Source organism: Pseudomonas sp. nanlin1 (genome assembly GCF_045571515.1).
Classification (GTDB): domain Bacteria; phylum Pseudomonadota; class Gammaproteobacteria; order Pseudomonadales; family Pseudomonadaceae; genus Aquipseudomonas.
In genome coordinates this window covers 1965160-1988100 of the sequence record NZ_CP124218.1, presented here as the reverse complement: position 1 = coordinate 1988100, position 22941 = coordinate 1965160, and the positions used below count along the sequence as shown (strand labels likewise).

The window sequence follows — 22941 nt, the reverse complement described above, 5'->3', positions numbered from 1 at the left end:
TCAATAGTCACAACTTAGGGTGCCAAGCTTCTTAGAATCAACGCCGGTAAAAGCTCCGACGCCACGCTGGCCGTATCCAGGTTGTATTGCAGCTGCACGGGGTTGATGTATGGCCGCATCACCAGGTAGATGGCCAGGCTCGCTTCGTCCAGGGGCGTCTTGCGTTCGAACTCCCCGGTTTCCCTTCCCTCGAGCAGGATTTGTTTGATCAACAGGTGCAGGCGTTCACCGTGAGCGGCAGCTGAAGGCCAGTTGTCGCGACCGGCGACGGCGGCTATGTCGTAGAGCTTGCGGTCATGGAAAAACAGCTCGCTGCCGGCCTCCGCCAGCGCGCGAAATAGGCGCCGCAGCTTCTCGGAAGGGCTAGGTGCTGTGCTGATGGCTTGATCGACCACTGCCATGATCATGGCCAAGCGATTGGAACAGATCATCTCGCCGATGGCCTGCTTGGACCCGAAGAATTTGTAGATATAAGCCTTGGAAAAGCCGATAGCCTTGGCGAGGTCGGACACGGTGGTTTTTTCGTAACCGTAGTGCCCGAAATGCTCCGTGGCGGCTTCCACAATCTGGTCACGAACGCTGTGATCAGAGGGGCCTCGTGAGGGGAATGCTGGAATTGTGCTGGTCATGAATTCAGCTTATCTCGATGGACCTACGTTGACAACAAGTGACCATATCGTAATATGGTCACTAACTTTTAGGGTGGGTTCATTCGATGCGTTCGCTTTGTAGCTATGCGCTGGCGATCAGCACAGCGTTAACCGCTGGCTGTACTGTGGGCCCGGATTACCAGCGCCCGGACATACCCTTAGGGCCACGGTATCAGTCCCAAGGGCCAGCAAAGGTGAACCAAGCGCCCGACGATCAACGTGGCTGGTGGAAAAAATTCGACGATCCCACACTCAGCCAATCGGTCTCGCAGGCTCTGGCGCACAACCTGGATATAGACCAAGCCAATGCTCGCCTGGCCCAGGCCCGCGCCGGTTTAGGCGCAGCGTCCGCCGCGCTCTTGCCATCTGGCCGCGTCAGCGCCAGCGCAGGCCGCGCCTATCAATCTGTAGAGACCCCGCTTGGGCAAGTGTTGGACTCACAGCCTGGCTATAGCCGCTACGGCAATTCATACGAGGCGAACTTGGAGGCCGGCTGGGAGGTTGACCTGTTTGGTGGGTTGCGTCGTGAAAGAGAGGCTGCGCTGGCCGACTACCAGGCTGCCCATGTTGCTGTCGCGGCGACCCAGCTCGCCGTCGCCGCACAGACCGCCGATCTCTACATCGTGATTCGTGGCCTACAGGCGCGCATTGTCATTGCTCGACAACAGATGACGACCTTGGGCCAACTGCGGGACAAAGCCCAATTGATGTATGAAAAAGGTGCGGCTGCGCAGTTTGAGTTGAGCCAAGTAGAAGGCCAGTTAGCTCAAGTTGAAGCCACTGTGCCGGCCCTTGAAAAAGGGCTCGATGCCGCCATGAACGCCCTGGATGTCATGCTGGGCAGCCCCGCGGGTAGCCATAGGGAAGCGTTGTCGGTGACAACCCGCATTCCAACCTTGTCCGCCCCTGATGCGGCAGGAACCCCCCATGACTTATTGCGCCGTAGGCCCGATCTGATCCTAGCCGAGCGACGGCTTGCGGCCGCTAATGCTCGAATCGGCGCAGCAGTGAGCGAGTACTACCCAAAATTTTCCCTGAGCGCGCTGCTTGGCAGTTCGACCACGGTGTCCGGCGGTCAGCTGTTCTCCAGTGGCGCCAGCCAGTGGGCAGGAGTACTGGGCCTAAGGTGGCGGCTGTTTGATTTTGCCCGAATCGACGCGCAGATCGACTTGGCTAAAGGGCAAGAAGCCGAGGCACTTGCCCTCTATCGCCAAGCGGCGCTGCGGGCCACCGAGGAGGTGGAAAACGCTTTTTCCGCGTTTGGGCATGGGCAGGACGAGATAGCCGCACTTTCGAAAGGTGAGAAAGCGCTGGTAGCTGCTAAGCAATCGCAGTCCGTGGCTTACCAAACAGGGGCGGCGAGCTTGATCGATGTGCTGCGGGCAGAGGAACGCACCCTTGCGATCTCGGACGCTCGGGCGCGGGCCCAGGCTGAGTCAGCCCGTGCTGCCGTCGCTACGTTCAAAGCCCTAGGCGGCGGCTGGGATCTGTAGGAGGGGCCTTGGCCCCGAGAGGCCGTAGCGCGGCCGGCTTTGGGTATTGCGATGTCTGTTCTGGCGTTGAAATCAAAAGATCGGGGGCAAGCGGAGCGCCGCCCGGCCCCCTCCTAAAATCGCGCGGCGTTCATATTGCATTCCCTCAGCACTTCAATAAATGCCTGCAACCCCGATGGGATATGGCGATGTCCTGGGTAATATAAAAATAATCCGGGAATGGGTGGACACCAGTCTTCCAGTACCTTCACCAGCCGCCCTTCGGCCAAAGATCGCGTAACTACGCGCTCAGGCACGTAGGCGATGCCGAGCCCAATAATGGCGGCTTCGGCCATGATTTCCGGGTTATCGAGGGTCAGTTGCCCGCTGGGATCGATGACCAATGACTGCCCATGCTTTTCAAACTCCCATCGATAAGGTTTACCACTGGGCATGCGGATGCCAATGCACTGATGTCGAGGCAGGTCATCGGGGGTCGATGGGCAGGAATGCGTGTTGAGGTAGCCCGGGGAAGCGACGGTTATAAACCGCATATCCGGGCCTATGGGCACGGCGATCATGTCTTGCGGTATCGACTCACCCAAACGGATACCGGCGTCGAAGCCGTTGGCGACGATATCAACCAGGCGCCCATCGGTAACGAGATCGACCGACATCTGTGGGAACCGTTGCAAGAATGTCGGCAGAGCAGACTCCATCAAAACACGAGCCGCTTGATCGCTAGCATTGATGCGCAGCATGCCACTTGGCAGATCCCGGTATTCGTTAACTTCGTCCACCGCCAGCGCAAACTCTCGCAACACGGGGTTCAACCGGCTCAGCAGGCGCTCACCCGCTGCGGTCGCAGAGACGCTGCGCGTTGTGCGATTAAGTAAACGAATCCCGAGCCGTGCCTCTAGGGTCTTCATCAAATGGCTAAGCGTGGACGCCGACAGACCCAGCTCATCCGCCGCTTTGCGGAAGCTTCGGTGAGCAACGATAAGCCCCAAGGCACGTATATCCGTGAGTGACAGCGGTAATTCATTCATGGCTATTATTCATCACGTCATCCGCATTCTGCTCGATAGTAGCAGCAGTTCCAGGCGCGTAGGGTTGACCTCTCGCAAGCCAGCCCGGCTCGCCATAGGGGGAACATACCGATGAATAAGACTTGGTTAGTCACTGGCAGCTCGTCTGGCATTGGCTTGGCAGTAGTTGAGCAATTGCTGGAGCGCGGTGATCGCGTCGCGGCTACTTTGCGCAAGCCCGAGGCACTGGATCAATTGAAAAAGCGCTATGGCGAACGGCTGTGGACAGCGGCATTGGATGTGAACGATACGTCCGCCATTCGCAGTGTCATTCAGCGGGTATTTACGGAACTGCAGCGTATCGATGTCGTGGTCAGTAACGCGGGATACGCACTATTTGGCGCCGCCGAAGAATGCAGTGACGAACAAATCGATCAGCAATTGCAAACCAACCTGGTGGGCTCAATCCAGTTGATTCGTGCGTGCTTGCCTTTTCTGCGTCGGCAAGGGGGCGGCCGAGTTCTGCAAGTATCGTCGGAGGGTGGGCAATTGGCTTATCCCAACTTTAGCCTTTACCACACCAGCAAATGGGCCATTGAGGGGTTTGTCGAATCGGTCGCCCAGGAAGTCGCGCCGTTTGGCATTCAGTTCACCCTAATAGAGCCAGGCCCGACTCGCACGAACTTCGCCGCGGCCTTGGTCCGCCCTCCGGCGATGGCGGAATACGAACAGACGCCTGCCGGCGACGTGCGTAGAGCGGTCGCCAGTGGCGCTTTCCCCCTGACAGGCGATCCACAGAAAATGGCCAAGGCCATGCTGGAAATCGCCGAAGCCGACCCCGCACCAAAGCGTCTACTGTTAGGCAGCGGTGCTTATGAGCGTGTCCGCGCAGCGCTGCTCCAGCGAGTGGCTGAGCTGGAGCAGTACAAGGACATTGCAATGAGTACTGAGATTACGTGAGTTTTGTGCAGTAGGTGACGCCATTCGCCTCACCTTCCCCCATTCAACGTCAACTGCGGATAAGCCGGCACGGGCATCTTGTGCCGCTGCGGTTGCTGGCGGGCAAGCTGCGCCTGCAACAGGGCGACTGCGTCCAGCACGCGTTGCGCCCATTGCTCGTCCTGTGGGTCAACCACCACCACGCGAAACCCGTGGTCGATGCCTTCGAGCTGAACGCCCAGGGAATCATCGACATGCAGGTCGATATCGAATGCCGGCGGCAATTTGGAGGGGGCATTGCAAAGCCCGCGCTCGGCGAGGGCCTGCTTGTGCAGCTCGCTGTTGACCACGCCGTCAACGTGGATGCCGTACAGCAGTAACCAACGGCGAATGTAGGCTGGGGTACGGCCCGATGAGGTGTAGACCCAGATGCTACAACCCTGCCGACGCAGTTCGCGGACCAGGGCACGGGTGCCGTGGCGCAGCGGCTCACCCAACCAGCGATGCACGCAAGCCGGCAACCGGCTGTGTTCGGTCGCACTGTGATGCAGTTGGCAGGCCAGCGTGTCATCGATATCGAAAGAGATACGGATACGCTTGGGCTCGATCACCCGCTTGATTGTGTCGATCACAGAATACCTTCCCATCAACGGCCCCTCGTAACTAAGGGCGCCGGGCTGTCGTTCAGGAAAAAAACCGCTGGGTCAGGGGCTTTATCTTCCAGGAACGCTGCATATTTTTTCTTGATCTTAGGCAGTTCGTACAATGCCTTGGCGCCATGCTTGGCCGAGTTGCGTATGACCGAGGACGGGTTGAAGTAGCCCTCGGCGTTGTCCAGGGTCAGGACGAACGGCGCCAACCCCTCGCGCATCAACAGGTAGCTGACGATCAACGACCCGCTACGGTGATTGCCCTCAATAAACAACTGCGGCTTGCTGAGGACTCGCACGTAGACACCGGCGGCACGCTTCCACACCGGTTCACTGTGATGCTTGCAATACCAGTTGTACAAATCCTTGATGCCACCTTCAACATTGTTGAAAAAGTGGACTTCCGTCGCCGCCAGGTGATGCGCGTATTCCCGACGACGCAATGGATCTCTACCGCACAGCACGGTGGCATTGATCTCCAGCATCAGGTTCAGTTGCTGAAGGTCGAACAGGTCGACACCGCGCCGAACATATTCGTCAATCAGGGCATAGCCTTCAAGTACATTTTCCAGCACCTCGTCCGTGAGTGGATCGCGTGGTTCGGTAAAGCCCCGGCTCAGCAGGGCAAATTGGCTCTGTACCTCACGCAAGGCGCGTTCGATCGCGAGCAAATCTAGGCGACGCTTTACAGGCATTGGCAATCCTGAAACGGTAGATAAATCGATCAACTGAACTTGCCGCTAATGTAATCCCCGGTCATTTGTTCACGTGGGTTTTCGAAAATCTGCACAGTAGGGCCCATTTCCACCAGATAGCCGGTGCGGGTGCCTTCAGAGATGTCTACGGAGAAAAACGCGGTGGTATCGGCTACGCGAATCGCCTGCTGCATGTTATGGGTCACCAGCGCGATGGTGTAGTCCTTCTTCAGCTCGACCATCAGTTCTTCGACGCGGCGAGTGGCGATCGGATCGAGCGCCGAACAGGGCTCATCCAGCAACAGCACTTCCGGTTCGGTGGCGATGGCGCGGGCGATACACAAGCGCTGCTGCTGGCCGCCGGACAGGGACAGGCCGCTGACCTTCAGTTTGTCTTTGACTTCGTCCCACAACGCCGCCCCCTGCAGGGCGTGCTTGACGCGGTCGCCCAGGTCGCCCTTGTAGCGGTTCAGGCGCAGACCGAAGGCAACGTTGTCGAAAATGCTCATGGAGAACGGGTTCGGCTGTTGGAACACCATGCCGATATAGCGGCGCACCACCACCGGATCAACGCCTTTGCCGTAGACGTCCTGCCCGAGGAAATGCACATGGCCCTCGAAACGAAAGCCTTTGACCAGGTCGTTCATGCGGTTGAGGCTGCGCAGCACGGTACTTTTGCCACAGCCCGAAGGCCCGATGAAGCCGGTGATCTTGTTCTTTTCGATGGGCACGTGGCTGTCACGCACAGCCAGAAAGTTGCCGTAGAAAATTTTGTCCAGTTTGCAGTCCATGACCACAGGCGACTGGGTAACAAACGGAGCGGCTATTTGCGCAGAGGATACGTTCAAAATTCAGGTGCTCCCGTTCTTAATACTTAGGCTTGCCGAAAATACGGCTCACGATATTCACGACCAGCACGATCATCACCAGCACCAGTGAGGCCGCCCATGCCAGTTCGAGTTGGTTGTCGAAGGGCATGCCGGAGAAGTTGTAAATCAGCACGGCCAGCGATGCGGTGGGGTTCATTACCGCCAGGCTGCCGTCGTGGTAGATCCAGTAGTTGCTGAACAGCGCGGTAAACAGCAAGGGGGCGGTTTCGCCAGCAGCGCGTGCCACGGCCAACATGACACCGGTAAGGATCGCTGGCATGCCGGTGGGCAAAATGATCTTCCAGATCACCTGCGAGCGGGTGCAACCCATGCCGTAGGCAGCGTCCTTCATGATTTTGGGCACCATCTTCATGGACTCTTCGGCCGTCAGCACCACGATGGGCAACATCAGTACCGCTAATGCCACACCACCGGCCGGCGCCGAGTAGGTGCCGGTGGTCATGACGACCAGGGCGTAGGCAAACACGCCGGCCAGAATGGAAGGCAGGCCTGTGAGCATCTTGGCGGCGAACCGCGCGGCGTTGGCCAGCTTGCTGTCGGGCCCCAGCTCAGCCAGGAAGATAGCCGCCATGATGCCGATAGGCACTGCGATCGCGGCCGCGATACCGACCATGACGAAGGTGCCCGCCATCGCGTTGCCAAAGCCGCCGCCGGTCTCGAAACCGGTCGGCGGCAGTTCGGTGAAAACCTCCAGGCTCAGCCGTGCACCGCCACGCATGATCAGCATGTAGAGCACGGAAATCAGCGGCACGCTGGCCACCAGCGCCCCCAGCCAGACCAGGGTGGTCAATACCAGGCTGCGCAAGGCACGGCCTTCGAACCTGCGCTGCAGGCTGGGGACAGCGCTTATAGGCGACTTGAGGTCAGTCATGATTTGCTACCCCGCTGGGCGTAGAGCATGAGCATCGAACCGATCACGTTCACCAGCAGGGTGATGAACATCAGCACCAGTGCGGCATACATCAATACTTCGATCTCGTTGGGCCCGGCTTCTGGGAAGTTCAGCGCCAACAAGGCGGCCAAGGTATTGGCCGGCGCGAATAGAGAAAGCGAAATGTTGTTGGCGTTACCCACCAGCATGGCCAGGGCCATGGTTTCACCGAGCGCGCGGCCCAGGCCGAGAACCAGGGAGCCGAAGATCCCGGTGGCAGCAGAGGGCACCATCACCTTGAGAATCGCTTCCCAGTGGGTGGTCCCCATACCGTAGGCGGCCTGCTTGGTTTTCATCGGTACGCTGGTGAGGGCGTCCTGGGAAACGGCGGCAATGGTCGGCAGAATCATGATGGCCAGCACCAGCGCCGCTGGCAGTAGCCCTGGGCCGCTCAAGGAGGTGCCGAAAAAGGGAATCCAGCCCAACTCGCTGTTCAACCAGGTCGTGAGCGGGCGAATCGCCGGAATCACCACGTAGATGCCCCATAGGCCATACACCACACTGGGGATGGCGGCGAGCAATTCGACGATGGTGCGAAACACGGCGGCCAGCTTCGCGGGTAGGAAATCCTGGGTCAGAAAAATCGCCATGCTGACGCCGAAAACCCCTGCGATCAGCAACGCGATCAGGGCGCTGTAAAGCGTGCCCCAAATAGCCGGCAAAATGCCGTACTTGCCTTGGTTAACGTCCCAGACGCTACCAAAAATTACATCAAAACCGTGCTTTTCCATACCTGGAAGGGCCTTGCGTCCTACTTCGAAGACCAAAGCGAAGACCACCGCCAGAATCAGCACCACCCCTATTCGCGCGAGCGCACGGAAAGTGCGGTCAACCAGGAAATCCTTTCTAGAGGGCGGCTGGCAGGCGGAATCCGGGTTACCCGGTACGGCAAAAGGTGCGTTCATTAGCTAGTTCCGGAACAGGGGGGAAACTCCCCCGGCGAGGCTCAACGCCCACACCGAGAGAGGCCTCTCAAGCGTTACTGAATGTTGGCGGACGCTTTACGAACCTGCTCGACAACCGATTTGGGCAGCGGGATGTAGCCCATCGAGTCGGCGATTTTCTGCCCTTCGGTCAAGCTGTACTCGACCATTTCACGCATGGCCTTGGCCTTGGCCGGGTTACCGTTATCCTTGCGGAAGATCATCCAGGTGTAGGAAGTGATCGGGTAGGACTTGGCACCGTCCGGGTCCGGCAGCCAGGCCACCAGGCTTTCTGGCATTTTCACTGCAGCCAGGGCTTCGGCACCGCTTTCTGCGTTAGGCACTACGTAATGACCAGCCTTGTTCTGCAACTGGGCAAAATCGACTTTGGCCAGTTTGGCGAAGCCGTATTCGATATAGCCGATAGCCCCTGGGGTCTGGCGTACGGTGGCGGTGACACCGTCGTTTTTAGGCGATTTGATGAACTTGTCGGTGCCGGGCCAGTTGACCGTATTGCCTTCACCCAAGGCCGATTTGAAATCCGGGTTGATCGCTGCCAAATGCTTGGTGAACACCGCGGTGGTACCGCTGGAGTCTGCACGCACCACCACGGTGATCGGCATGTCGGACAGTTTCAGGTCCGGGTTGGCGGCGACGATCTGTGGATCGTTCCACTTGGTGATCTTGCCCAGAAAGATGTTGGAGTACACATCGCGCGGCAGCTTGAGGCCCTTGGGGTTGCCCGGCAGGTTGTAGGCCAGCACGATTTCACCGGCCGTCATCGGCAGCAACTGCACGCCCTCGGCAACCTTGGCGATGTCTTCGTCTTTCATAGCCGAGTCACTGGCTGCGAAGTCGACGGTCTTGTTCAGGAAGTCCTGGACACCCGCACCGCTACCCTTGGACTGGTAGTCGACCGTAACCCCTTCGGTCTTCTTGCTGAAATCCTTGAACCAGGTCAGGTAGATCGGCGCTGGGAAACTTGCACCGGAGCCGGTCAGGCGAATGCTCTCGGCAGCGAATACCGAGGTAGCACTGAGCGAAACCGCAACTGCAAGTGCCGCAGACTTCATCAGACGTTTCATGTAGGAAAATCCCAGTGGTTGGAGGCGCAGCTACTTTGCAACAGTATTGTTACGACTTTATGAATGCTCGGTAGCAATGTGCCCTGCTGCTGCCCTCGCCCGCCGCAATTGCGCAATTGGGCACTCGGCCGTCATGGCTCCGTAACAAATTGCGGCTATGACTTTGCCATCCTCCCGTCATATGAGCCCCCGACCATGTCCTCTGTAGAAGACGCCTTGATGCAGCGCATCCGCCGTGAGCTCCTTGATCACGGAGATGAAGAGCTGGAGCTGGAATTGTCCGAGGATGGGCACGACCTCAACGCGCTGTTCGATGAGCACGTGGGTGAAGGCAGCGAAAAAGCTGCGCGCCGGATTTATTTCAGCGAGCTGTTCCGCCTACAAGGCGAACTGGTCAAGTTGCAGAGCTGGGTAGTCAAGACCGGCCACAAGGTGGTGATCTTATTCGAAGGCCGGGATGCCGCTGGCAAAGGCGGCGTGATTAAGCGCATCACCCAGCGTCTGAACCCCAGGGTCTGTCGGGTTGCCGCACTGCCTGCGCCGAATGATCGCGAGCAGACCCAGTGGTACTTCCAGCGCTACGTCTCGCACTTGCCGGCCGCCGGCGAAATCGTGCTGTTCGACCGCAGCTGGTACAACCGCGCCGGCGTCGAGCGGGTCATGGGGTTTTGTAACGATGACCAGTACGAAGAATTCTTCCGCAGCGTGCCGGAGTTCGAACGCATGCTCGCCCGTTCCGGTATCCAATTGATCAAGTACTGGTTTTCGATCTCCGACCAGGAACAGCACCTGCGCTTTCTCAGTCGCATTCACGACCCACTCAAGCAGTGGAAGCTCAGCCCCATGGATTTGGAGTCGCGGCGCCGTTGGGAAGCCTACACCAAGGCCAAGGAAGTCATGCTCGAACGCACCCACATCGCCGAAGCGCCTTGGTGGGTGGTGCAGGCCGATGACAAAAAGAAAGCCCGGCTCAACTGTATCCACCACTTGCTCGGGCAAATGCCCTACGAAGAAGTACAGATGCCGGCCATCGAGCTGCCGCAGCGGGTGAGGCAAGAGGATTATTCCCGTAGCCCAACGCCAACGGAACTCATTGTGCCTCAGTTGTATTGATGACAGCCGTCTGGGGCATCAACGCCGCCCGCAACGCCGCAGACGCCCCATACAAAGGCACATGCCCACGCATCAATACCTGGGCACTGCGCCGGTAAGCGGCGCTGCCGATAGCCACCTGCCCGCCATGCAGTGCCGCCACCACCGTGGCGTCCAACCGCCCAGCGGGGTTTTCGATACTGACTTCGACATCCGCAAACTCGCCGCCAAGTGGCGGCAGGCCGGTGGCAATGCGCTGCGCCGTAGTGCCCGGGATCAAGCACGCCGACGCGAGGCAGCAGCCGCCCGAGACGGCCATCGAAGCGTGGGCGGTCTGGGGCGTGAAGTAGCGCACGGCGATATGGCCGCCATTGCGTGGGGCGCCGACAATGCAGACTTTGGGGATGGTCTCGCTGCGCTCGACTTCTGCGCGGCTCATCAGCTCGCCGTCACGGCGGCGCAGGCGCATTTTCAGGCCTGCCTCAATCCATACTTCCCGCAGAGCGCTCATAAAAGGCTGATCGGCTTCGAGTTCCGCGATGGATTCATGGGCGGTCTTACCGAAGCTGCTGGCTGCCACAATGACCATCGGCACCGCCACATCGACGCACGAGACTTCATGGCCGGCGACGACATCCAGCACCGCGCCAGTGGGCAGCAGCGCGCCGGTTTTGCTGCCCACCGGCGATTGCAAAAACAGATCGACGCTGGGGAAGGCGCCCCTTACCCCGGGGATTTCAGCACTGACAAATTGGCCATTTTCGTCGCGCTTCATTCGCGCGAGGGTCAGCACCCCGGTGTTGCTGTTGTGTATTTCGATTTCGCAGTGCTGGCCGTCCGGCAGCGCCAACAAGCCCACGTCCACCGCCCACAAAGGCAAGGCGCTGGACATGTTGCCGCAATTCACGCTCCAGTCGATCTGCCCGTGGTCACTGGCCAATTGGGCGAGTGTGCTGATCAAGCGACACCCGTTGGCGGTAGCTTCGGCACGCACCAGGAACACCTTGTTACTGGTCGCCGGCCCGCGCCCGAGCCCGGTCAACTGCCGATTGCCCGGGTGGCTGCCCGATTGCGGGACGCCCATGATATGGCGCAGCAGCTCGGCGCGCAGCGTTTCATCCTGGGGTAACAGCGGCTCCCACAAGACCACGCCCGTCGAAGTGCCGCCGCGCATATGGTGCACAGGGAATTCGATCACGCCGGAATGGCGCTGCACGGTCAGTTGGGGCTCGACCAGGCGGCACGGGTTATCGGTGGGCATGGGGGCACTCCATACAAAACGCAAATAAACAAATGGGTTAAACCTTGGCTTGCTCGTCGTAGCGTTTTCGCGCCTGGTTAAATCCGTCGGATTGCTCGATAACCCATGTCCACAGGGGAATCATCTGCACCAGCAAACCCATTCCCAGCTCGGTCAGCGCGTACTCGACCCGCAGTGGTTTCTCGGCATAATCATGGCGCACGATCAGCCCGTCGCGCTCCAGCTGGCGCAAGGTATGGGTGAGCATGCGCTGGGTGACGCCGTGCAGGCGCCGCCGTAACTCGGCATGGCGCAGCGGGCTGCTCACCCCCAACGCGTGCACCACCGCCAAGGACCAGCGGTTCCCCGAGTGGCCGAGAATATCGCGCTTGAGGCCATCCTCGTCATCGCTGAGCGCCCGGCAGGCGTCCTGGGAACGGCGCACGATTTCCTGCGCGTCCAAGTGGCTTGGTATCACCGATGTACCTACTGTTTGCTGATCGACGCCCATGCCAAGATCCCCGGCCTCACATTGGAAGATGCCTAATAGGAGCTCACCATGCAGGCTGCTATCGCAAACGTCAAACCACGGATCCTCGTCATAGGCGCTGGCGAACTCGGGCTCGCCGTACTGCGCGGACTCGCTGCCCGATCGACCGAATTGGCTAGCGTCAGCGTGCTGCTGCGCGAAGCCGCCTTGCAAAGAACCGACGAAATCGAGGTCATCAAACAGCTTGATATCGCCATCGAAGTAGCTGACATCGCTGACGCGAGTGCGCAAGCACTCGCTGGCGTGCTGGGGCGGTTCGACACGGTCATCAGTTGTGTGGGTTTCACGGCGGGCCGGGGTACTCAGCGCAAGCTGACTGAAGCGGTGCTCACGGCGGGGGTGCAACGCTACGTGCCGTGGCAGTTCGGTGTCGACTACGACGTGATCGGCCGTAACAGCCCACAAGACCTATTCGACGAACAACTGGACGTGCGTGACCTGCTGCGCGCGCAGACACGCACTGAGTGGGTGATTGTTTCCACGGGCATGTTCACCAGTTTTCTGTTTGACCCCAGCTTCGGCGTGGTCGACCTGCCCGCCCGGCGTGTCAACGCCTTGGGCAGCCTGGACACTGCGGTCACCGTCACCACAGCGCGAGACATCGGCACCCTTACCGCGACCATTATTTTGCACAGCCCGCGCTTTATTAATCAGGTGGTGTACACGGCAGGCGATACCCTCACCTACGCCGATCTGGCCGATTTGCTAGAGCGCGTGACTGGGCACAGTTTCGAGCGACGGGCACTGATTGTGCAACGGTTGCAAGCCGACCTTGAACAAATGCCCGACGACAATCTGCGCAAATACCGAGCGGTGTTCGCGATGGGTCGCGGCGTGGCGTGGGACATAGCGCAAACCTACAACGGCGTCCATGGGCTAGCTGTCACCACGGCCGAAGCCTGGGCCCGCGCCCACCTGGATCGCGCTTAGACAGGCTCCATTGGCCCTTGCGCTGACTTCACAGGGTCGACCAACGCCAGTTGGCTGTCGATATGGTCCATGTGGTGCATCATCAGTTCCACGGCCTTGGGCGCGTCGCGGGCATCGATGGCGTCGATCAGTTGCGTGTGCTCATCGTAAGAGCAGTGAGTACTCTCGCGGTTTTCATATTGGGCGATGATCAACGAGGTTTGGGACACCAGGCTGCGCTGAAAGCTGATCAGCGGTGCGTTACCCGCCGCCTCAGCCAGGCGCATATGGAACTCCCCGGAAAGGCGAATGCCCGCCCCGCGATCACCGCGCTGAAAACTTTCGCGTTCTTCGTGGACCAACTGGCGCAAGGCCAACAACTGCTCGGCACTTGCATATTGCACCGCCAAGTCGGTAATGGCCCGCTCGACCATGCGCCGGGCAAAAAACACCTGGCGTGCTTCTTCCACACTGGGGCTGGCCACCACCGCGCCACGGTTTGGCCGCAGCAGCACCACACCTTCATGGCCCAAGCGCGATAGCGCGCGGCGGATGATGGTACGGCTAACGCCGAAAATATCCCCCAGGGCCTCTTCGCTCAACTTGGTGCCGGGGGCTAGCCGCTGCTCCAGAATCGCCTCGAAGATATGCGCATACACCCTGTCGTCCTGCGTCCCACTACGGCCTGCCTGGGCAGCAAGCGGGGCCTGTTTGAGGGGTTGCAGCTGTTCGTTCATTGGCACTCGGCGGGAAGGTCGGGTAAAGCCTGGCATTGTACACAGAGCACCGGACACTGCGTGCCGTGTCGCGGGAAAAAATAACGGCCGCGAGCTTTGCTGCAGAATGTAGGAAACCTCTGAACGGCTGGGTAAAAGATATTCTTTCAAATTTAAATCCCCGGCAACTTCTATATCGCCTCCTATTGCCAAACCACACATTAACTTAAAAGTGTTTATTGGTATTCGAGTTCAAAGCGCACGCGATGTTTAATTAACTGCTGCAAAATAATATTGATCCTCTCCACCGCTTTAGATACGTTCCGTTCTCGCTCCAGCATGCCCCTACAAATACCAGGCTTAACTTCAACGATTCTTTCAGCGCGATAAACAACCCTATGACGACCGCGTGATGTTCTCCATGAACAATTAGCACAAGGATCCGCAAGCATGATTAAAGGAATCGTCCAGACGCCTCCCCTGCCGGTGCCACTGCCCGCAGCCAATGCCCTCGCTTCAGCGACCTCGACCACGGTCCCCATTAACCCGGCCCCGGCAGTCAGCCTGTCAGCACAAGGCCACCAGGCGCTGCAGCGGGCGACCGGTGAACAGGGTGTGGGAGGCCAGGTTGGCTTGCAGGACCTGTTGTCGAAGCTGGAACGCGAGCTTCGCGAAGCAGGCGCCGAGGCCACGCTGCTGTTGCAACGTCCTGACTCGGCCGACGCCGCCAGGCTCGCACTCGCCGACCAGGCCGTGGCGTTCGCGCTTGACCCGGCCAACGCTACCAACCCGTTCGCCGGCCTGGCACGGCAGAACCTTTCAGGCATCGCCTATGACGATTCTGGGGCCTTTACTGCGGCGGAGCGTTCCGCCGCTTATCGCGAAATGTCCAAGCGCGATGATCAATACAATGCCCAACTGAGCGAGCAGATAAAACGCCAGTTGGGGGATAAGGACCCGCACATCGCTGAGCTGATGAGAACCCAAGCGCAGCTCATGTTAGTCGACAGTATGAGCGACGCTGAAAAAGCTTCGTTAACTTTCTCAGTGCAATCACACCAAGCGCAAATGCTCAACGCGCAAGCCAAGGGCATTAACGTGCCTGCGCTTGAACGTTACGACAACTTGCTGAGCCGCAGTGAGGGACGCTTGGCCGCCAGCACGGACGATACAGGCAAGGCCATGTGGCAGGATCTGGCCGATGCCCTATTGAGCGCCAAAGATGGTCAGGGTAACGGCTTTACCGTGTTGCAAACCGCCTTGAACGCCAACGCTCAGGCCACCGCAAGTGCCAGCAGCGGCCCAGGCGCCTGGGTGCACATTTACAAGATCAACCAAAACTTGGTTATTTAGGCTCAACTGCCTCGGTAAGTGGAATAGCTATAGGGCGACAGCAACAACGGCACATGGTAATGCTCCTGCTGCGCATCGATGCCAAAGCGCAGCACCACTACGTCGAGGAAGGCCGGCGACGGCGATGGCAGGCCGCGGGCCCGGTAGTAGTCGCCGGCAGCGAATTGCAGCTGGTAGACGCCGCTGCGGTAGGCTTCGCCCTCCAGCAACGGCGCGTCGCAACGGCCGTCGCTGTTGGTCACGGCGTGGGCAAGCAGTTGCAAGCCGGCCTCCTCCACTCGGTACAACTCGACCTTGATTGCGCTGCCCGGGCAACCGTGGGCGGCGTCCAGTACGTGGGTGGTCAAACGTCCCATGGGGGGTGTGCCTCATTCGGTGTCGGGTGGGAAAGCAGGCGCACCGCCCTGGAGCACTGCGCGCTCTGTTTATGGGTCAAAAACGGGCCGACGGCGCCGGTTGGGCGCTGGCGATGGTTTATCTGACCAAGTGGGCAGGTTTTTTGCAAGTCTTTGTGCAGTGGCCTTTGAATGGGCCTGAGCCGCCAGGCTGCAAGAAAGATCCGAGGATCTGACCTTACAACTGGCAAAAATAATTGTATACAATCCTTAACCATCACCCGCCACGTGCCAAAGCACAGGCTTGCACTCGGTCACACAAGGAACTCTCCAGTGAGCGTTGACTACCCACGTGACCTGATCGGTTACGGCGCCCATCCTCCGCACCCGCAATGGCCGGGGCAGGCACGTATCGCCCTGTCCTTCGTGCTGAATTACGAGGAAGGTGGCGAGCGAAACATCCTGCATGGCGATAAGGAATCCGAGGCCTTTTTGTCGGAAATGGTCGCCGCCCAGCCACTGCAGGGTGTGCGCAACCTGAGCATGGAGTCGCTGTATGAGTACGGCAGCCGTGCCGGGGTGTGGCGCATTCTCAAGCTGTTTCGCCAGGCTAATATTCCCCTCACCGTGTTTGCCGTGGCCATGGCCGCCCAGCGCCATCCTGAAGTGATTCGCGCGATGGTCGCCGAAGGCCATGAAATCTGCAGCCACGGTTATCGCTGGATCGACTACCAGTACATGGACGAAGCCCAGGAGCGCGAGCACCTGCACGAGGCCATCCGCATCCTTACCGAGATCACCGGCGAACGGCCACTGGGCTGGTACACCGGGCGCACCGGGCCGAACACCCGCCGTTTGGTGATGGAAGAAGGCGGCTTTCTGTACGACTGCGACACCTATGATGACGACTTGCCCTACTGGCAGCCCGCCCCCCCTACTGGCAAGCCCCATTTGGTGATCCCCTACACCCTGGACACCAATGACATGCGCTTCACTCAAGTGCAGGGGTTCAACAATGGCGAGCAGTTTTTCCAGTACCTCAAAGACGCCTTCGACGTGCTCTACGCCGAAGGCAGCGAGGCACCGAAAATGCTCTCCATCGGCTTGCACTGCCGCCTGATCGGCCGCCCCGCGCGGCTGGCCGCGCTGAAGCGTTTTATCGAGTACGCGCAGAGCCACGACCACGTATGGTTCGCCCGCCGCATCGACATCGCCCGCCATTGGCACGCCACCCACCCCTATCAGGCCGAACCCGCGCAATGACCCAGCCCCTTGCAACACTAGACCGCCAGGCTTTTGTCCGAGCTTTTGGTGATATCTACGAGCACTCGCCCTGGATCGCCGAACAGGCCTTCGACCAGGGGCCGCTGCCCGACGACGTCGAACAGCTGCATCAGCGCATGAGCGCTATTGTCTTGAGCGCGCCCCGTGGCCTGCAGTTGGCGCTGATCAACGCCCACCCCGACCTGGCTGGCAAAGCCGCTGTGCAAGGCGAGTTGACCGACGCCAGCAAACGTGAACAATCAGGCGCCGGCATTCACCAATGCAGCGCTGAAGAGTTTCAGCGATTCACGACCCTGAACGAGGCCTACAAGGCGCGTTTTGGTTTCCCGTTCATCATGGCGGTCAAAGGCAGCGATCGATACCAGATCCTCGCCGCATTCGAACAGCGCCTGGCGCACTCGGCCGAAGCCGAATTCACCTGCGCAGTGGCTGAAATCAACAAGATCGCGCTGTTTCGCCTGCGCGCTCTGTAACCCTCATTCCAAGGCAGACTCCATGAAAGTTTACGCTGCGCCCTTCGAAAAGTTCGTCAACCTGGCCGACGCTCGCCTCGGCACCCGTGCGCTGTCCGTCACCGATGACTGGTTCGCCGACGTCAACCGCCTGTTCCAACCCACCTCAGCGGTGTGGAAAGAAGGCGTGTTCGACGACAACGGCAAGTGGATGGACGGCTGGGAATCGCGGCGCAAACGCTTCGAAGGGTTCGACAGCACGGTCATTCGCCTGGGCGTGCCCGGCACGGTCAAGGGCGTGGACATCGACACCTCGTTCTTCACGGGTAACTTCCCGCCTTCGGCATCCCTGGAAGCCTGCTTCCTGGCCGCAGGCGACCCCACTGAACAGACCCAGTGGTTCGAGCTGCTGTCGGCGGTAGAACTGCAAGGCAACAGCCACCATTACCACGCGATCAGCCACGACCAGCCGATCAGCCACCTGCGCTTCAATATTTACCCCGACGGCGGCGTGGCGCGCCTGCGGGTATACGGCATCCCTTACCGCGATTGGGCGAGCGTCGCTGCCGACGAGCAGCTGGACCTCACCAGCGCCCTCAATGGCGGCCGGGCCCTGGCGTGTTCCGACGAGCATTACGGCAGCATGAGCAACCTGCTCAACCCAGGCCGTGGCGTCAATATGGGCGACGGCTGGGAAACCGCGCGGCGCCGTACCCCTGGGAATGACTGGGTGATCGTCGCCCTTGGGCACGCCGGGGTGGTGGAGCAGGTGGTGGTCGACACCCTGCACTTCAAAGGTAACTACCCGGACAGCTGTTCGATCCAGGCGGCTTTCGTTAAAGGCGGCACCGACAGCCAGATCGAAACCCAAAGCCTGTTCTGGCGCGAGCTGCTGCCCAGCCAAAAACTGCAGATGCACCAAGAGCACAGCTTTGCGGAGCAGATCAAAGCGCTGGGGCCGATTACCCATATTCGCCTCAATGTATTTCCAGATGGCGGTGTGAGCCGGTTGCGCGTGTTGGGTAAGGTGGCCAGGTAGGTCGGTATGGGCTGAGGGGCTCGGGGGCAAGCCCCCTCCTACGGTTGGAGTTGTATTCCATATTTCGCTGACCGTAGGAGGGGCCTTGGCCCCGAGCTGTTGCTTTGATGAATTCCAGGACCTCGGGGCAAGGCCCCCTCCTACGGATATAGAAGAAGAACCTGCATGCGCACACTAGTGATCGAACCCTTGAGCAAAGCCGCTTTCGCGCCTTTCGGTGACGTGATCGAAACCGACGGCAGTGATCACTTTATGATCAACAACGGTTCGACCATGCGTTTCCACCGGCTCGCTGAAGTACAAACCGCAAGCGCTGAAGACCAAGCCATCATCAGCATTTTCCGTGCTCAGGCTCTGACCATGCCCTTGACCCTGCGCATGCTCGAACGCCACCCGCTGGGCAGCCAGGCGTTCATGCCGCTGTTGGGCAAGCCGTTCCTGATCGTGGTGGCGCCCGTGGGCGAAGTGCCGGTGTCTGGCCTGGTGCGAGCCTTCGTCAGCAATGGTCGGCAAGGGGTTAACTACCACCGAGGTGTCTGGCACCACCCCGTGCTGACGATCGAACAGCAGGACGATTTTTTAGTAGTCGACCGCAGTGGCAGCGGCAACAACTGCGACGAACATTTTTTCGCCGAGGATGACCAATTGCTCCTCGCTCCCACCGCCACACAAGGGTAGTCAAAGCGTGCAAGCACACCTGTTCGAGTGGCTCAACCTGAGCGTGCGCTGGATCCACATGATCGTCGGCATCGCCTGGATCGGCGCATCGTTTTATTTCGTCTGGCTGGAAAACCACCTGGACCGGCGCAACCCGCGCGAAGGCCTTAGCGGTGACCTGTGGGCCATCCACGGCGGCGGCATTTATCACCTGGAAAAATACAAGCTGGCCCCGCCGAGCATGCCGGAAAACCTTCATTGGTTTAAGTGGGAGGCTTACTGGACCTGGATGTCCGGGGTGGCTTTGTTATGCGTGGTGTTCTACGCCAACCCGACCCTCTACCTGCTGGCGCCAGGCAGCAGCCTGAGCGGCGCTGCCGGAGTGGCCATCGGCCTGGGGTCGCTGTTCGTCGCCTGGTTCGTTTACGACCTGCTCTGCGACTCCCCCTTGGGCCAGCGCCCAGGCTTGCTGGGGCTGGTGCTGTTCGTGTTGGTGATCGCCGCCTGCTTCGGCTTCACCCAAGTGTTCAGCGGCCGCGGCGCCTACCTGCACACCGGTGCGGTGATCGGCACGATCATGGTCGGCAACGTCTTTCGCATCATCATGCCCGCGCAACGTGCCCTGGTGGCGGCCATCGCCGAAAACCGTAGCCCCGACCCATCGCTGCCGGCCAAAGGCCTGCTGCGTTCACGGCACAACAACTACTTCACCCTGCCGGTGCTGTTCATCATGATCAGCAACCACTTCCCCAGCACCTACGGCAGCCGCTACAACTGGTTGATATTGGCCGGCATCGGCGTGCTGGCCGTGCTGGTACGCCACTACTTCAACACCCGCCAAAACAGCCACAAATACGCCTGGACCCTACCCGTCGCCGCCCTGGGCATGGTCTGCCTGGCCTACGTCACCGGCCCGGCGCCACTGCCTGCGGCCGATGCCGGTAAAATCCGTTATCAGCCGCTGCCTGAAACGGCGCTAGGCGGCGTGCGCGCCGATCAACGCCCCAAGGTCGAGGCGGCCCCTGCCGCCACTGCGGCTCCAGCGGCAGGGCCGGCGTTTGCGCAGGTCCATGGGGTCATCGAACAGCGCTGCACGGTCTGCCATTCGGCGAACCCCACCAGCCCATTGTTCAGTACCGCTCCGGCGGGGGTGATGTTCGACACGGCCCAGCAGATCCAGCAACAGGCGCCGCGTATTCAGGCGCAGGCGGTGGCCAGCCAGATCATGCCGCTGGGCAACATCACCCAGATGACCCAGCAGGAACGCGATCTCATCGGCCAATGGGTCAGCCACGGCGCGCGGGTCGACTGACCCGCTTTCCTACCTTGGAAACCTGACCAAACGCCCCACTTTTGCCCGCGCCTGCGCTGCAACGGAGCATCCAGGCGACGGGCGTTGGGCTCGCGCCCTGCTCAAATAGCCGAAACCTCCTACCAAACGCATTTCCTATCTCCCAAGACAGGTTTTTTCGACCTGCCCCGGCGTTTGGCTCACCTCTTGCTATAGCTCAGGCGCCACGACCAAAGCTGACCGTTCGGATCACTCGAAAACACCGAGCACAAGGCGCCATTAACGAGCGTCACGGGCTAACACTTATCTCTTGGGAGCAACCGCATGAAACGTATTTTCTCGAACCTGGCCCTCACCGCTGGGCTATTGGCGGGGACCCAGGCCGGAGCCGCCGACCTGTTCCAGTGGCAAAGCAACAGCTTGACTTATCTGTATGGCAAAGACTTCACCGTTAACCCGCAGATCCAGCAAACCGTCACGTTCGAGCACGCCGATGCCTGGGCCTATGGCGACAACTTCCTGTTCGTCGACAAGATTTTCTACAACGGCGAGGCAGACGCCAACCTGGGCGCCAATACCTACTACGGCGAGATCAGCCCGCGCCTGTCTATGGGTAAGATCTTCGGTCAGAAATTCGAATTCGGCCCGATCACCGACGTGCTGTTGGCCATGACCTATGAGTTCGGCGAAGGCGACTCGGAGTCCTATCTGATTGGCCCGGCTTTCGACTTGGCAGTGCCAGGCTTCGATTACTTCCAGATCAACTTCTACCAACGCCACACCGACGGCAATCGTGCGGGTGACAATGTCTGGCAGATCACTCCGGTATGGTCCTACACCATCCCCGTGGGCAAGTCTGACATCTTGATCGACGGTTTCATCGACTGGGTGGTCGACAACGACAGCAATGCCCAGGGCACCTACCACGCCAACCTGCACTTCAACCCACAAATCAAATATGACCTGGGCAAGGCCTTGAACCTGGGCGCCAAGCAGCTCTACGTGGGTATCGAGTACGACTACTGGAAAGACAAGTACGGTATCAAAGACTCGCGCTTCTTCGACAGCGATCAGAACACCGCCAGCCTGTTGGTCAAAGCGTTTTTCTAAGCGCCCAACTAAGCCCAAGGGGGACGCACGCGCCCCCCGTCGGCGGTTTAGCCAGTGCGTTGTTCCAGACGCCGGGCCAGCATGGTGGCCGGTAGCAGTACGATGAAGTAGATCACCGCAATTACTGTGTACACCTCCAACGGCCGATAGTTGTCATGGGCGATGACCTGACCTTGATACAGCAGGTCCGGCAAGGCCAGCACCGACAACAGCGAAGTGTTCTTCAACTGCATGATCGACTGGTTGACCAGCGGCGGCACCATGCGTTTGAACGCCTGCGGCAAGATGATCCACCACATCACCTGATAACCGCGCATGCCCAGGGCGCGCGCGGCATCACCCTGGCCCCGTTCCATGGAAATGATCCCGCCGCGAAAGATCTCGGCGTAGAACGCGCCGCCGTACAGCGACAGGCACAACACCGCAGCGGTCATCGCGGAAATCTCGACGCCGGTCAGCACCGGTAAGGCGTAGTAGAACCACACCAGCTGCACCAGCACCGGGGTACAGCGGAACACCTCGACGTAAGCCCGTACCGGCGCGCTCAGCCAGCGTGTGCCGGACAACCGCGCACATGCCGCCAGCACCCCCACCAACATGCCCAGCAGCACGCAGATCAGCGTGTACAGCAGGGTGTAGCCGAGGCCGGTGAGCAGCAGCGACTTATATTCGACGAGAAAACTGAAATCCCATACATAACCCGACATAGGCCCCTCAGAACTGGACGTTTTTCGGGAAGGCATCGGCTTTGACGCCCGCCAGTTTTTCCATGTTGTCGAGGATCACTTGTTTGATCTGCCCGCTTTGTTTCTCTTGGGCGATCCAGTGGTTGACCGCATTGGTCAGGCCCGGATCGGCTTCTTTCTGCATACCAATGCTAACGGGCGCCGACAGCACCGGTTCGGGGATATGCAGGGTGCCGATGTCGGGGCGTTTGCTCAGCAGGGGTTGCGCCAACAGCACCACGAGGATCTGGCAATCGACCTTGCCAGCTTGCAGCGCCATGGTGGCCGCGCCGGAATTTTCCAAGCGGCTGACGCTGGCCTGGGGCAGCTTTGCGGTGGCGAAGTTGTCATGGGATGAGCCCACGTCTACCGCAATCCGCACGGCGGGGTCATTCAGCTGTTTCCAGTCTTTGTAGGGGTAGCCCTGCTTGCACACGGTGGTATAGGTGTTATTGAACAGGTTGTCGGAGAAGTTCAGCATGTCGCGCCGCGCGGGGGTGGGGGCCATGCCGAACATCACGTCGATTTTGTTCGATTGCAGGTCGAGCACCGCATTGCCCCAGGTGGTTTCCACGTAGGCCACCTTGGCCCCGAGGCTGTCGCCCAGGCTCTTGGCGAAGTCCGGACCAAAGCCTGACCAGGCGCCACTGCCCAGGTTTTTACTGAAATAGGGAATCGCGCCACTGATCACGCCGATGCGCAAGGTCTTGGTGCGCTCGATGCGCGCCAGGCCGCTTTCGTCTTGGGCGTAAACGCTGGCCACGGGGAATGCAGCCGAACAGGCCAGGGTCAGGGACAAGCCCAGGGCGCGCAGGCACGCCAGGTTGGTTCGCATCGGTGTTTCCTCGGTTTGATTGAAATAGGTGTTGTTAAAACGAGGCAGTCAAGAACGTCAACGCGCACACATTGGAAGCTCGATTGGCGG

The 22941-nt window shown here is 59.8% G+C and carries 24 protein-coding genes and 1 pseudogene; 11 read left to right on the top strand and 14 right to left on the bottom strand.

Annotated elements, in window-relative coordinates; translation table 11 throughout:
• Nucleotides 1–14: 14 nt before the first annotated feature.
• Nucleotides 15–629, bottom strand: coding sequence for a TetR/AcrR family transcriptional regulator (locus tag QCL65_RS09380; protein WP_407315941.1), 615 nt, complete (start codon nt 627–629; stop codon nt 15–17).
• An 86-nt stretch (nt 630–715) separates the two neighbouring features.
• Here QCL65_RS09380 and QCL65_RS09375 point away from each other — a divergent pair, with 86 nt between their 5' ends.
• Nucleotides 716–2143: an efflux transporter outer membrane subunit gene (locus QCL65_RS09375; RefSeq protein ID WP_407315940.1), complete on the top strand. Its 1428-nt coding sequence runs from the start codon at nt 716–718 to the stop codon at nt 2141–2143.
• Nucleotides 2144–2256: 113 nt separating this feature from the next.
• Here QCL65_RS09375 and QCL65_RS09370 read toward each other — a convergent pair whose 3' ends face one another.
• Nucleotides 2257–3171 carry a LysR substrate-binding domain-containing protein gene (locus QCL65_RS09370; RefSeq protein WP_407315939.1) on the bottom strand — a complete coding sequence of 305 codons (915 nt, stop codon included), beginning with the start codon at nt 3169–3171 and terminating at the stop codon, nt 2257–2259.
• A gap of 111 nt (nt 3172–3282) precedes the next feature.
• On the opposite strand from QCL65_RS09370, the gene QCL65_RS09365 reads away from it, so the two are divergent.
• Complete coding sequence (locus QCL65_RS09365; protein WP_407315938.1) at nt 3283–4110, top strand: SDR family oxidoreductase; 828 nt, start codon at nt 3283–3285, stop codon at nt 4108–4110.
• A 29-nt stretch (nt 4111–4139) separates the two neighbouring features.
• Here the strand turns inward: QCL65_RS09365 and QCL65_RS09360 are convergent, their stop codons facing one another.
• The 6 genes from QCL65_RS09360 to pstS all read right to left on the bottom strand — a co-directional run bounded on the left by QCL65_RS09360 (nt 4140) and on the right by pstS (nt 9263).
• Nucleotides 4140–4736, bottom strand: coding sequence for a hypothetical protein (locus QCL65_RS09360; protein WP_407315937.1), 597 nt, complete (start codon nt 4734–4736; stop codon nt 4140–4142).
• On the bottom strand, nt 4736–5434 hold the full coding sequence (locus QCL65_RS09355; protein WP_407315936.1) for a hypothetical protein: 699 nt from the start codon (nt 5432–5434) through the stop codon (nt 4736–4738). Before QCL65_RS09355 ends, QCL65_RS09360 begins: the two co-directional genes overlap by 1 nt.
• Before the next feature lie 29 nt (nt 5435–5463).
• Nucleotides 5464–6225: a phosphate ABC transporter ATP-binding protein PstB gene (gene pstB / locus QCL65_RS09350; protein ID WP_407316759.1), complete on the bottom strand. Its 762-nt coding sequence runs from the start codon at nt 6223–6225 to the stop codon at nt 5464–5466.
• 76 nt (nt 6226–6301) lie between these two features.
• Nucleotides 6302–7195 carry a phosphate ABC transporter permease PstA gene (gene pstA / locus QCL65_RS09345; RefSeq protein WP_407315935.1) on the bottom strand — a complete coding sequence of 298 codons (894 nt, stop codon included), beginning with the start codon at nt 7193–7195 and terminating at the stop codon, nt 6302–6304.
• Entirely contained in the window at nt 7192–8160 is a 969-nt protein-coding gene (pstC, locus tag QCL65_RS09340; RefSeq protein WP_407315934.1) for a phosphate ABC transporter permease subunit PstC, read from the bottom strand. The genes pstA and pstC overlap by 4 nt, the downstream gene beginning before the upstream one ends.
• A 74-nt stretch (nt 8161–8234) precedes the next feature.
• Nucleotides 8235–9263 (bottom strand): phosphate ABC transporter substrate-binding protein PstS, encoded by a 1029-nt coding sequence (pstS, locus tag QCL65_RS09335; protein WP_407315933.1) that lies wholly within the window; start codon nt 9261–9263, stop codon nt 8235–8237.
• 195 nt (nt 9264–9458) lie between these two features.
• On the opposite strand from pstS, the gene ppk2 reads away from it, so the two are divergent.
• The gene (ppk2, locus tag QCL65_RS09330) at nt 9459–10376 is read left to right on the top strand and encodes a polyphosphate kinase 2 (protein WP_407315932.1); all 918 of its coding nucleotides are present in this window, start codon (nt 9459–9461) and stop codon (nt 10374–10376) included.
• Here the strand turns inward: ppk2 and QCL65_RS09325 are convergent.
• Both QCL65_RS09325 and QCL65_RS09320 read right to left on the bottom strand, forming a co-directional pair.
• Nucleotides 10354–11616 (bottom strand): PrpF domain-containing protein, encoded by a 1263-nt coding sequence (locus tag QCL65_RS09325; protein WP_407315931.1) that lies wholly within the window; start codon nt 11614–11616, stop codon nt 10354–10356. The genes ppk2 and QCL65_RS09325 overlap by 23 nt on opposite strands.
• Before the next feature lie 37 nt (nt 11617–11653).
• Nucleotides 11654–12106 (bottom strand): winged helix-turn-helix transcriptional regulator, encoded by a 453-nt coding sequence (locus QCL65_RS09320; RefSeq protein WP_407315930.1) that lies wholly within the window; start codon nt 12104–12106, stop codon nt 11654–11656.
• A gap of 48 nt (nt 12107–12154) precedes the next feature.
• On the opposite strand from QCL65_RS09320, the gene QCL65_RS09315 reads away from it, so the two are divergent.
• Entirely contained in the window at nt 12155–13075 is a 921-nt protein-coding gene (locus QCL65_RS09315) for an aromatic alcohol reductase (protein ID WP_407315929.1), read from the top strand.
• Between the two features lie 41 nt (nt 13076–13116).
• Here the strand turns inward: QCL65_RS09315 and QCL65_RS09310 are convergent.
• Nucleotides 13117–13791 (bottom strand): annotated as a pseudogene (locus QCL65_RS09310) (GntR family transcriptional regulator); the annotation flags it as partial.
• A gap of 429 nt (nt 13792–14220) precedes the next feature.
• On the opposite strand from QCL65_RS09310, the gene QCL65_RS09305 reads away from it, so the two are divergent.
• Entirely contained in the window at nt 14221–15123 is a 903-nt protein-coding gene (locus QCL65_RS09305) for a hypothetical protein (RefSeq protein WP_407315928.1), read from the top strand.
• A gap of 2 nt (nt 15124–15125) precedes the next feature.
• Here the strand turns inward: QCL65_RS09305 and uraH are convergent, their stop codons facing one another.
• Nucleotides 15126–15479, bottom strand: coding sequence for a hydroxyisourate hydrolase (gene uraH, locus QCL65_RS09300; RefSeq protein WP_407315927.1), 354 nt, complete (start codon nt 15477–15479; stop codon nt 15126–15128).
• Between the two features lie 312 nt (nt 15480–15791).
• Between uraH and puuE the strand changes: the two genes are divergently transcribed.
• The 6 genes from puuE to QCL65_RS09270 all read left to right on the top strand — a co-directional run bounded on the left by puuE (nt 15792) and on the right by QCL65_RS09270 (nt 21291).
• On the top strand, nt 15792–16721 hold the full coding sequence (gene puuE / locus QCL65_RS09295) for an allantoinase PuuE (protein WP_407315926.1): 930 nt from the start codon (nt 15792–15794) through the stop codon (nt 16719–16721).
• Nucleotides 16718–17215: a 2-oxo-4-hydroxy-4-carboxy-5-ureidoimidazoline decarboxylase gene (gene uraD, locus QCL65_RS09290; RefSeq protein WP_407315925.1), complete on the top strand. Its 498-nt coding sequence runs from the start codon at nt 16718–16720 to the stop codon at nt 17213–17215. Before puuE ends, uraD begins: the two co-directional genes overlap by 4 nt.
• Before the next feature lie 22 nt (nt 17216–17237).
• The gene (gene alc / locus QCL65_RS09285; RefSeq protein ID WP_407315923.1) at nt 17238–18233 is read left to right on the top strand and encodes an allantoicase; all 996 of its coding nucleotides are present in this window, start codon (nt 17238–17240) and stop codon (nt 18231–18233) included.
• 165 nt (nt 18234–18398) lie between these two features.
• On the top strand, nt 18399–18911 hold the full coding sequence (locus tag QCL65_RS09280; RefSeq protein ID WP_407315922.1) for an ureidoglycolate lyase: 513 nt from the start codon (nt 18399–18401) through the stop codon (nt 18909–18911).
• Nucleotides 18912–18918: 7 nt separating this feature from the next.
• Nucleotides 18919–20202 (top strand): urate hydroxylase PuuD, encoded by a 1284-nt coding sequence (locus QCL65_RS09275; protein WP_407315921.1) that lies wholly within the window; start codon nt 18919–18921, stop codon nt 20200–20202.
• A 303-nt stretch (nt 20203–20505) separates the two neighbouring features.
• A complete protein-coding gene (locus QCL65_RS09270) occupies nt 20506–21291 on the top strand; it encodes an outer membrane protein OmpK (protein WP_407315920.1) in 786 nt (261 codons plus the stop codon).
• A 47-nt stretch (nt 21292–21338) separates the two neighbouring features.
• Here QCL65_RS09270 and QCL65_RS09265 read toward each other — a convergent pair whose 3' ends face one another.
• Together QCL65_RS09265 and QCL65_RS09260 are read right to left on the bottom strand one after the other, a co-directional pair.
• Nucleotides 21339–21998: an amino acid ABC transporter permease gene (locus QCL65_RS09265; protein WP_407315919.1), complete on the bottom strand. Its 660-nt coding sequence runs from the start codon at nt 21996–21998 to the stop codon at nt 21339–21341.
• Nucleotides 21999–22005: 7 nt separating this feature from the next.
• Nucleotides 22006–22851, bottom strand: a complete 846-nt coding sequence (locus QCL65_RS09260) for a transporter substrate-binding domain-containing protein (RefSeq protein ID WP_407315918.1) — start codon at nt 22849–22851, stop codon at nt 22006–22008.
• Between the last annotated feature and the right edge of the window lie 90 nt (nt 22852–22941).

What these genes read in the sequence shown, in the direction of transcription:
- QCL65_RS09265 (WP_407315919.1), bottom strand. Translation starts at nt 21,998, where the DNA reads ATGTCGGGTTATGTATGGGATTTCAGTTTTCTCGTCGAATATAAGTCG.
- QCL65_RS09260 (WP_407315918.1), bottom strand. Translation starts at nt 22,851, where the DNA reads ATGCGAACCAACCTGGCGTGCCTGCGCGCCCTGGGCTTGTCCCTGACC.
- QCL65_RS09320 (WP_407315930.1), bottom strand. Translation starts at nt 12,106, where the DNA reads ATGGGCGTCGATCAGCAAACAGTAGGTACATCGGTGATACCAAGCCAC.
- pstS (WP_407315933.1), bottom strand. Translation starts at nt 9,263, where the DNA reads ATGAAACGTCTGATGAAGTCTGCGGCACTTGCAGTTGCGGTTTCGCTC.
- uraD (WP_407315925.1), top strand. Translation starts at nt 16,718, where the DNA reads ATGACCCAGCCCCTTGCAACACTAGACCGCCAGGCTTTTGTCCGAGCT.
- ppk2 (WP_407315932.1), top strand. Translation starts at nt 9,459, where the DNA reads ATGTCCTCTGTAGAAGACGCCTTGATGCAGCGCATCCGCCGTGAGCTC.
- QCL65_RS09305 (WP_407315928.1), top strand. Translation starts at nt 14,221, where the DNA reads ATGATTAAAGGAATCGTCCAGACGCCTCCCCTGCCGGTGCCACTGCCC.
- pstA (WP_407315935.1), bottom strand. Translation starts at nt 7,195, where the DNA reads ATGACTGACCTCAAGTCGCCTATAAGCGCTGTCCCCAGCCTGCAGCGC.
- uraH (WP_407315927.1), bottom strand. Translation starts at nt 15,479, where the DNA reads ATGGGACGTTTGACCACCCACGTACTGGACGCCGCCCACGGTTGCCCG.
- QCL65_RS09365 (WP_407315938.1), top strand. Translation starts at nt 3,283, where the DNA reads ATGAATAAGACTTGGTTAGTCACTGGCAGCTCGTCTGGCATTGGCTTG.
- QCL65_RS09380 (WP_407315941.1), bottom strand. Translation starts at nt 629, where the DNA reads ATGACCAGCACAATTCCAGCATTCCCCTCACGAGGCCCCTCTGATCAC.
- QCL65_RS09270 (WP_407315920.1), top strand. Translation starts at nt 20,506, where the DNA reads ATGAAACGTATTTTCTCGAACCTGGCCCTCACCGCTGGGCTATTGGCG.
- pstB (WP_407316759.1), bottom strand. Translation starts at nt 6,225, where the DNA reads ATGGACTGCAAACTGGACAAAATTTTCTACGGCAACTTTCTGGCTGTG.
- QCL65_RS09315 (WP_407315929.1), top strand. Translation starts at nt 12,155, where the DNA reads ATGCAGGCTGCTATCGCAAACGTCAAACCACGGATCCTCGTCATAGGC.
- alc (WP_407315923.1), top strand. Translation starts at nt 17,238, where the DNA reads ATGAAAGTTTACGCTGCGCCCTTCGAAAAGTTCGTCAACCTGGCCGAC.
- QCL65_RS09370 (WP_407315939.1), bottom strand. Translation starts at nt 3,171, where the DNA reads ATGAATGAATTACCGCTGTCACTCACGGATATACGTGCCTTGGGGCTT.
- QCL65_RS09360 (WP_407315937.1), bottom strand. Translation starts at nt 4,736, where the DNA reads ATGGGAAGGTATTCTGTGATCGACACAATCAAGCGGGTGATCGAGCCC.
- QCL65_RS09325 (WP_407315931.1), bottom strand. Translation starts at nt 11,616, where the DNA reads ATGCCCACCGATAACCCGTGCCGCCTGGTCGAGCCCCAACTGACCGTG.
- QCL65_RS09280 (WP_407315922.1), top strand. Translation starts at nt 18,399, where the DNA reads ATGCGCACACTAGTGATCGAACCCTTGAGCAAAGCCGCTTTCGCGCCT.
- pstC (WP_407315934.1), bottom strand. Translation starts at nt 8,160, where the DNA reads ATGAACGCACCTTTTGCCGTACCGGGTAACCCGGATTCCGCCTGCCAG.
- QCL65_RS09375 (WP_407315940.1), top strand. Translation starts at nt 716, where the DNA reads ATGCGTTCGCTTTGTAGCTATGCGCTGGCGATCAGCACAGCGTTAACC.
- QCL65_RS09355 (WP_407315936.1), bottom strand. Translation starts at nt 5,434, where the DNA reads ATGCCTGTAAAGCGTCGCCTAGATTTGCTCGCGATCGAACGCGCCTTG.